This is a genomic window from Hoyosella sp. YIM 151337, from assembly GCF_026041215.1.
Taxonomy (GTDB): Bacteria; Actinomycetota; Actinomycetes; order Mycobacteriales; family Mycobacteriaceae; genus Hoyosella.
Genome location: NZ_JAPEIQ010000025.1, coordinates 19,665 through 27,314, shown reverse-complemented (window position 1 = coordinate 27,314; position 7,650 = coordinate 19,665). Strand labels below are relative to the sequence as shown.

Annotated in this window: 4 protein-coding genes; 3 read left to right on the top strand and 1 reads right to left on the bottom strand. The window is 63.4% G+C overall.

Features of this window, described 5'->3' with window-relative positions; all coding sequences use genetic code 11:
* The first annotated feature begins 163 nt into the window (after positions 1 to 163).
* The gene (locus ONR57_RS12700) at positions 164 to 808 is read left to right on the top strand and encodes a TetR/AcrR family transcriptional regulator (RefSeq protein ID WP_265123852.1); all 645 of its coding nucleotides are present in this window, start codon (positions 164 to 166) and stop codon (positions 806 to 808) included.
* Positions 809 to 862: 54 nt separating this feature from the next.
* A complete protein-coding gene (locus ONR57_RS12695; RefSeq protein WP_265123851.1) occupies positions 863 to 1,564 on the top strand; it encodes a GPP34 family phosphoprotein in 702 nt (233 codons plus the stop codon).
* Here the strand turns inward: ONR57_RS12695 and ONR57_RS12690 are convergent.
* Positions 1,511 to 3,226 carry an acyl-CoA dehydrogenase family protein gene (locus ONR57_RS12690; RefSeq protein ID WP_265123850.1) on the bottom strand — a complete coding sequence of 572 codons (1,716 nt, stop codon included), beginning with the start codon at positions 3,224 to 3,226 and terminating at the stop codon, positions 1,511 to 1,513. The two genes, ONR57_RS12695 and ONR57_RS12690, sit on opposite strands and share 54 nt — an antisense overlap.
* A gap of 220 nt (positions 3,227 to 3,446) precedes the next feature.
* Here ONR57_RS12690 and ONR57_RS12685 point away from each other — a divergent pair, with 220 nt between their 5' ends.
* A complete protein-coding gene (locus tag ONR57_RS12685) occupies positions 3,447 to 7,619 on the top strand; it encodes a bifunctional nitrate reductase/sulfite reductase flavoprotein subunit alpha (protein WP_265123849.1) in 4,173 nt (1,390 codons plus the stop codon).
* Positions 7,620 to 7,650 lie beyond the last annotated feature (31 nt).

Genomic DNA, 7,650 nt, shown 5'->3' with positions numbered 1-7,650 from the left:
ACAACACCGCCCACCTCGGCATCAACAGCAACGTCACCACCGGCGCCCCCTACATGGTCGCCACCTACACACTGACCAACCTCCTCGGCTAGCCAGCCCGACCAAGGCTCACACAGCTCCAAACGGGTAATCTGCGACAGCGATACGAATGCAGGAAGGCGACGTGGACACTCCAGGCGGAAAGTACGGCGGCGAAACGGCTGCCCAGCGCAAAGCGCAGCGGCGGGCCCGGCTCATTAGCGCGGCGCTAGATATTGTCGCGGACGGTGGCGCGGCGCGGCTGACCGTGCGTGGGGTGTGCAGCACTGCCCGCCTGAACGATCGCTACTTCTACGAGAACTTCCGTGACTGTGACGAATTGCTGATCCGCGCCCTCGAACAGGAAATGAGCGCAGGTGTCGAACAGCTCGTCACCGCGGTCGGCGCTGCGGCGCCGGAACTGCGCGCAAAAGTCCGCGCCGCGGTAGAGGCGGCGTTTCGTTTCGTTTCCGACGACGAGCGCCGCGCGAAACTCCTCATCGCGGCCCAAACATCAGAGGCGTTGCGGCCCCGGCGTGACGAACTCATCCGGTCACTCGCGCAGATTATGTCGAGTGAGTCGCTCGTCTTGCTCGACGAGCATCGGCTGCCCCACGCTGATGCCGAGCTCGCGGCGCTTGCCCTGGTCAGTGGGGGGCTGGAAATCGCGACGATGTGGCTGCGCGGTGACCTGCCTGCCAGCGAGAAACACCTCGTCGACTTCATCGTTGCCCTCATTCTCACGACCGCGGAGATGTCGACGGCCCTTGAACGCGAACTCTCTGAATGAACCGAATTCCGTGGGTATCGCCCACGGCGATCCGGACGTGCTTACGCTTAGACGGTGGAGTCGCTCGCGGCCGAGATCAACCTGATGCTCATTGACGCCAAGTCAGGGCGTCCCGTCGTCGACAACGCCAGGTGCGACTTCGTCACGAGCGCCGCAGTGTTGCGCGACCTTGAAGCACAGCGCCGCATCGTCGTCGCAGCCAAAGGCCGTCTCGCGCGAAGCTGGACCGTCCGGGTCGCGAGTATGCGGCCCGTCGGTGACCCGGTCAACGATGCCGCGCTGCGCAACCTCGTCGGGCGCCCGCGAACGATCCGCGAAATCATGTACCGGTACGGGTACTTGTGGCGGCGGGCCGCCTGCAACCAGTTAAGTCACCTGGGCATTGTGCGTTACGAGCCGCGGAGGGTTAGCCGGCTCGCGTTCAGTGAACGCTGGCGAATTGTGGATCCCACCGCGTACGGGCAACTGCGCGCAGCCGTCGAACGTGCCGTGCTTGACGAACAGTCTCCGGACGATCGGATTACCGCCCTGGTCGCTCTGCTGCACCACGCGGGCGCCCTGACTCGCCTGTTCTCAGACAGCAAGAAGGAGGCGAAGCGCCGCGCTGCGGACTTTGCGCAGCGTGACTGGGCGAGTGACGCGCTGCGCAAGGCTCTCGATGCGCGGCGGCGCACGATGGTGATGCTCAACCCGCAAACGGTGTCAGGGGCGCATCGCGTACACGCCGGACAGTCCGGCGATCTCGTTCCAGAGTGAGGTGTCGTCGACAGATGCCGGGCGGCGAATCGCAGCGATCATGTGTTTCTGCTGTTCGCCGCTTGCGAGGCGCTTAGAGTAAACGCCGAGCGCACCCGACGAGAAGTCACGCACGAGTGTGCTGAAGATGTGGTCGACTACGTCATCGCTGAGACCGGCGATGCGGGCCTGCTCCAGTATCAAGTGGCCGTACACGACGAGGGTGAACAACTGCCCCACGGCGAGCATGAAATCCATGTCGCCGATCTGTTCCTGTGAAGGCGTTGCTTCTGTCAGCATCGACGTGAATGCCTCGATTTGCTCCGACAACACCGCGACATTCGGAATGTGGGCTGCTGACTTGTAGGCGGGCCGCCAGTCATGGAAGCGCACCTTACCCAGTCCGCGGGCCGGGCCTTGATGGAACAGGAAGTCATCGTTGCCCGGTGCCTGCTGCGCGGGCACGTCCGCAAGATCGGCGGGCGAGAACAAGTACGCGGGCATGAACTTGTTGATCAGCGCGAGGTTCACCGCGACAGTGCCCTCGAGTTTCGGCAAGCCGCGCACGTCACTGACCGCGATCGTCAAGTAGTTGTCCTTCTCGAAGCCTTTCGCGGCGACAATCTCCGCGAGCCCCGCCATCACGGTTTCCGCTTCCGAGGTGACTTTCATCTTGGTGATCGCGTTGTACAGCAGGTAGCGGCGGTCGTCCGCGTGTGCGGTGCGGAAGTAGTCGATCGCGCGGTCGGAGAACAAGCGCATACCGAGCAGGCGGGCGTACGAGTCGATGAACTGTGCTCGCACATGGGGCATGGACGTCACCGTCTTGCCGTACAGAACCCGGTTGCTCGCGTGTGTGATCGCCTCATAGAACGCGTGCGTGCACAACCCGATACCGCCGAAGCAGAGGTTGAACTTGCCGACGTTCACCGTGTTCATCGCAGCGGAGAACGCGTCGTCGCCGCGGTGCAGGATGTCGTCCTCGCTCACGGGATAATCGTTGAGGCGGAACTCCGCGACATACATCTGGGAAGCGACGACGTTCTTCAGCAACTCGAAACTCGGGTGTTCGGAGTCGGCGCGGAAGAACACGTACTCACCATCGCCGCCGGGATTGTCGATCCGGCCGAAGACAGACACGATGCGCGCGCAGTTGCCGTTGCCGATGTAGTACTTGCCGCCGTTCGCAACATACCCGTCCCCGGACGGGGTGAGCCGCATGCTCGTCGAGTAGACGTCAGCGCCGTGTTCTTTCTCCGACAAGCCGAATGCCGCGACCTCACCGGTCGCGAGTGCTTCCGCTGCTTTCTTCCGCGCGCTCGGATTTTGCGACTGCCACACGGGGCCGAGTCCGAGAACAGCAACCTGCCACGGGTACCAGTAGTTCAGCCCGTAGAAGCCCAAGACCTCCGACATGACAGCGTTGCGGCTCGTATCCCACCGGGCACCAGCCGCGGACCCTGGCTCACCCTCGGGTGTGAGGAACTTCGCAAACAGCTGCTTCTCCGCAACGAAGTCCAGAAACTCTTGATAGAAGACCTTCCGGTGAAAGTCCTCGGTGAGCTTCCGCAAGCCGCGCGTCTCGAACCATTCGATCGTCGCCCGCAGAAGTTCGCGTGTCTCCGCATCCAGGTGCGCAGGATCGTACTTATGGGGGTTGAACAGGAGAGACGTCGAATCCACGGGGTAACCTGCCTCCGTCGCGTGATATGGCGAAACGCCGCTGGCGGCTCGATCGTACGACCGCAACCTGACTAGTAACCGACATTTGGTGAACTCCGCGTCTACGCCACCGTAGGGAGCGGATTCTCACTGGTTCATGCCCAGCTGGGTGCAGCACACGACATCTTCCCGAAACACTCCGAAAAACTGCTCGCAGTGTGGGGCAGGGATCATCGAGGGCATGAACAGTAAAGCCTTCGGAGACGCGGCTGTCGCAGTGAAAGCTGGACAGTCCACCGCCGTTTGCTCGTACTGTGGCGTGGGATGCGGGGTCACCGTCACCACCGAAGCTGATCCGGCACGCAAAGGACTGACCATCACGAAGGTCGCTGGCGATAAGCAGCATCCCGCGAACTTCGGCCGGCTGTGTACCAAGGGGTCGACCCACGCGGACATGATGGCGGCCACCGGAAGGATGACATCCGCGTACCTTCGGCCATCTCGGGGCGAGGCGCTCGTTCCCACAGCACTTGACGCGGCTATCACTGAGGCTGCAGCCCGGCTGCGCGACCTGATCGACGCGCACGGGCCGGACGCTGTAGCGCTGTACGTGTCGGGACAGATGTCGCTGGAAGCCCAGTATCTCGCGAACAAACTGGCGAAAGGTTACCTGCGCACCCAGCACATCGAGTCCAACTCGCGGCTGTGCATGGCGAGCGCGGGCACCGGATACAAGCAGTCACTCGGCGCCGACGGGCCGCCCGGTTCCTACGATGACTTTGACCATGCGGATCTGTTCTTCGTCATCGGGTCGAACATGGCGGACTGCCACCCGATCCTGTATCTGCGCATGGCTGATCGCCTCAAGCGGGGAGCGAAGCTCATCGTCGCGGACCCCCGCAAAACCGCCACTGCGAAGAACGCCGACCTGTATCTGCAGCTCAAACCGGGGACCGACCTGGCGCTGCTGAACGGACTGCTGCACCTGCTCGTCGTCAGCGGGGATATCGACGAAGACTTTATTGCCGAACACACGCAAGGCTGGGACCCGATGCCGGAGTTCCTCGCCGAGTACACCCCGGAGCGCGTCGCGGAAATCACCGGGCTCCCGGAAGCCGACATTCGCACCGCCGCGTCCTGGATCGGTGCAGCCGGAAACTGGATGACGCTGTGGACGATGGGGCTCAACCAGTCGACCCACGGCACCTGGAACACCAACGCGATCTGCAACCTCCATCTTGCGACCGGTGCCATCTGCAAGACAGGCAGCGGGCCGTTCAGTCTCACAGGTCAGCCAAACGCCATGGGCGGGCGCGAGATGGGGTACATGGGCCCCGGCCTGCCCGGTCAGCGCGCAGTCCTCAGCCCCCCCGACCGCGCGTACGTCGAAGAGAAGTGGGGTCTCGAGCCTGGAACGATCCGGGCCGAGGCGGGCGCAGGCACGGTCGACATGTTCCAGCAGCTCGCCGACGGCACGATCAAAGCGGTGTGGGTGATCTGCACGAACCCAGTCGCGTCAATCGCTAACCGCAAGACAGTGATCGCCGGGCTGGAAAAAGCGGAACTCGTCATCGCGCAAGACGTGTACGCCGAGAACGCCACCAACTCCTACGCCGACATCCTGCTGCCCGCCGCGCTGTGGGTGGAAGCCGACGGGGTGATGGTGAACTCTGAGCGCAACCTCACTCTGGTTCAGAAGGCGATCGATCCGCCCGGCGACGCGCTGCCCGACTGGCAGCTCATCTGTCGCGTCGCCCAGGCGATGGGGTTCAGCGAGGGGTTCTGTTACTCATCGAGCGAAGAAATCTTCGATGAGATTCGAGAGTTCTGGAACCCCCAAACCGGCTACGACCTGCGTGGTGTTACCTACGCACGATTGCAAGACGGCACGGTGCAGTGGCCGTGCCCACCGGTCGGTGAACCTGGCGGTGCAGAAGCACGCCACCCGATCCGTTACCTCAACGACGGTGTGAGTCAGTCGCTGCACACCACACCGGACGGCCACCGGCCCGCCCTCGCGTTCCCCACCCCGTCGCGGAAAGCAAACTTTTTTGCGCGTCCACACATGGATCCCGCCGAAATGCCCGACGACGACTACCCGTGGATCCTCAACACGGGCCGGCTGCAGCACCAGTGGCACACCATGACGAAAACCGGCAAGGTCACCAAGCTGAACAAGCTCAACCCCGGGCCGTTCATCGAAATCCACCCTGACGACGCGCAGGCGCACGGGATCGCCGCAGGCGACAAGGTCGAGGCGACCTCACGGCGCGGTCGCGTGGTGCTGCCCGCCGTGCTCAGCGACCGGGTGCATCCGGGGACGTGTTTCGCGCCGTTCCACTGGAACGACGAGCACGGCGAATACGTCACCGTCAACGCGCTCACCAGCGACGCCGTCGATGAGGCGTCCATGCAGCCGGAACTTAAGTTCTGTGCGGTGAACCTGCGCCGGGTCAGTGCCGCGGGGCAAGACCAGCAGACAGACAGCCTGGTAGAGCCTCCCGCTGCGCCGGGCCGTCTCGACGAACTCGCAGGCGTCGCCGCCGTAGCGCCGCCGGTCCCCACAGCTGCGGAGAAAACCTATATCGCCGGATTCCTGACGGCACTCAGTTCCGCCCCTATCGCTGCAGGTACCGTTCCTGTCCTGCCCGCTGCCGCACCCGTGTCGGAGCCAGTGCGACTGTGGATCGACGGTCTGCTCGCCGGGACATACTCACGCGCGGCGACGCCCGGTGCCGTCGGGGAAGACTCTCGCACAGTGGCGGAGAGCGGCCCGAAACCCGTCACCATCCTGTGGGCGTCGCAAACGGGCAACGCCGAAGACTTTGCGTCCGTGTGCGCCACCGAACTGGAAAAGAACGGCGTGCCCGCCCACACTGTCAGCATGGACGAGTTCTCGTCCTCGGACCTCGACAATGTCGACCGGCTGTTAGTCATCACCAGCACCTTTGGTGATGGTGACCCCCCGGACAATGGCAGCAGCTTCTGGGATGAACTCCAGAGCGAGGACGCTCCGCGGCTCGACGGTCTCGAGTATGCCGTGCTCGCGATGGGAGACTCCAATTACGACAACTTCTGCGGACATGGCCGCAATATCGACACCCGGCTCGCGCAACTCGGCGCGGCGCCGATTCTGAACCGCGTTGATTGCGAACCGGAGTACCACGAACCCGCGACCCAGTGGCTGGACTCCGTTCTGGCGGCGCTGACGAGCACGGCCCCGCCAACGGCCGCTCCGGTGAAACCGGTTGCGCCGATGGCAGTTCCGGTAGCTGCCCAGCCTTTCACCCGGGAAAACCCGACCCCCGCGCCGCTCGTCACGAATACCCTCCTGAGCCGGTCCGGCTCGGAAAAAGAGGTACGCCAGTTCGGGTTCAGTCTCGCCGACACCGCGGTCGCGCTGAACGGCGCGCCATATCAGGCTGGCGATGCGCTCGGTGTTGTCAGCCGCAACAGTGATGCGCTGATTCAGGAGTGGCTTGACGTGACGGGCCTGACGGGTAACCACGCCGTCACCGTCGATGACCACGACATGCCGCTGCACGAGGCGTTGCGCCAGCATCTTGACATTAGCCGCGTGACCAATGACCTGCTCCGCTTCCTCACCGAACGAAACGGTGATCCAGTGCTCGCCAAGGTGACTCGGCCAGGCAACCGGGTCGAACTCGATCGGTTCCTGTGGGGCAAGCAGGCCGTCGATGTCATCCGTGAGTTCCCGGTCCGCGCCGACGTTATCGAATGGATGAGCGTGCTGAAGCGGCTGCAGCCCCGCCTGTATTCGATCTCATCGAGCCCGAAGGTCAGCCCCGACGAAGTCCAGTTGACTGTCTCCGTGGTGCGGTATGAAAACGAACGGGGAAGTGCGCGCGGTGGCGTGTGCTCGACATTTCTCGCCGACCGCTGCGGCGAAACCACCGTTCCGCTCTACCTGCAGCGGTCAGCGCACTTCCGGCCGCCGTCAGATCCAGACACACCGATGATCATGATCGGCCCAGGGACGGGTATCGCACCGTTCCGCGCGTTCCTGCAGGACCGTCGCGCGGACGGGCACACGGGAAAGAACTGGCTGTTCTTCGGTGAACAAAAGTCAGCGACTGATTTCTACTATCGCGACGAGTTGCAGGACATGTTCCGCGATGGGTTCCTTACCCGCCTCGATCTCGCGTTCTCGCGTGATCAGCGGCAGAAGATCTATGTTCAAGACCGCATGCTGGAACACGGCGCGGAGTTGTGGCGGTGGCTCAGCGAGGGCGCGCACCTTTATGTGTGCGGTGACGCGGCACGTATGGCGAAGGACGTCGATGACACGTTGCTGACCATCGCGCGCAGCCACGGCAACCTCTCCGAGGCTGATGCGCTCGCGTTCAAGAAGCGTCTCGCGACCGAAAAAAGGTACGTTCGGGACGTGTACTGACCTGATTTCTCATACACTGTTGCTTAGGGGA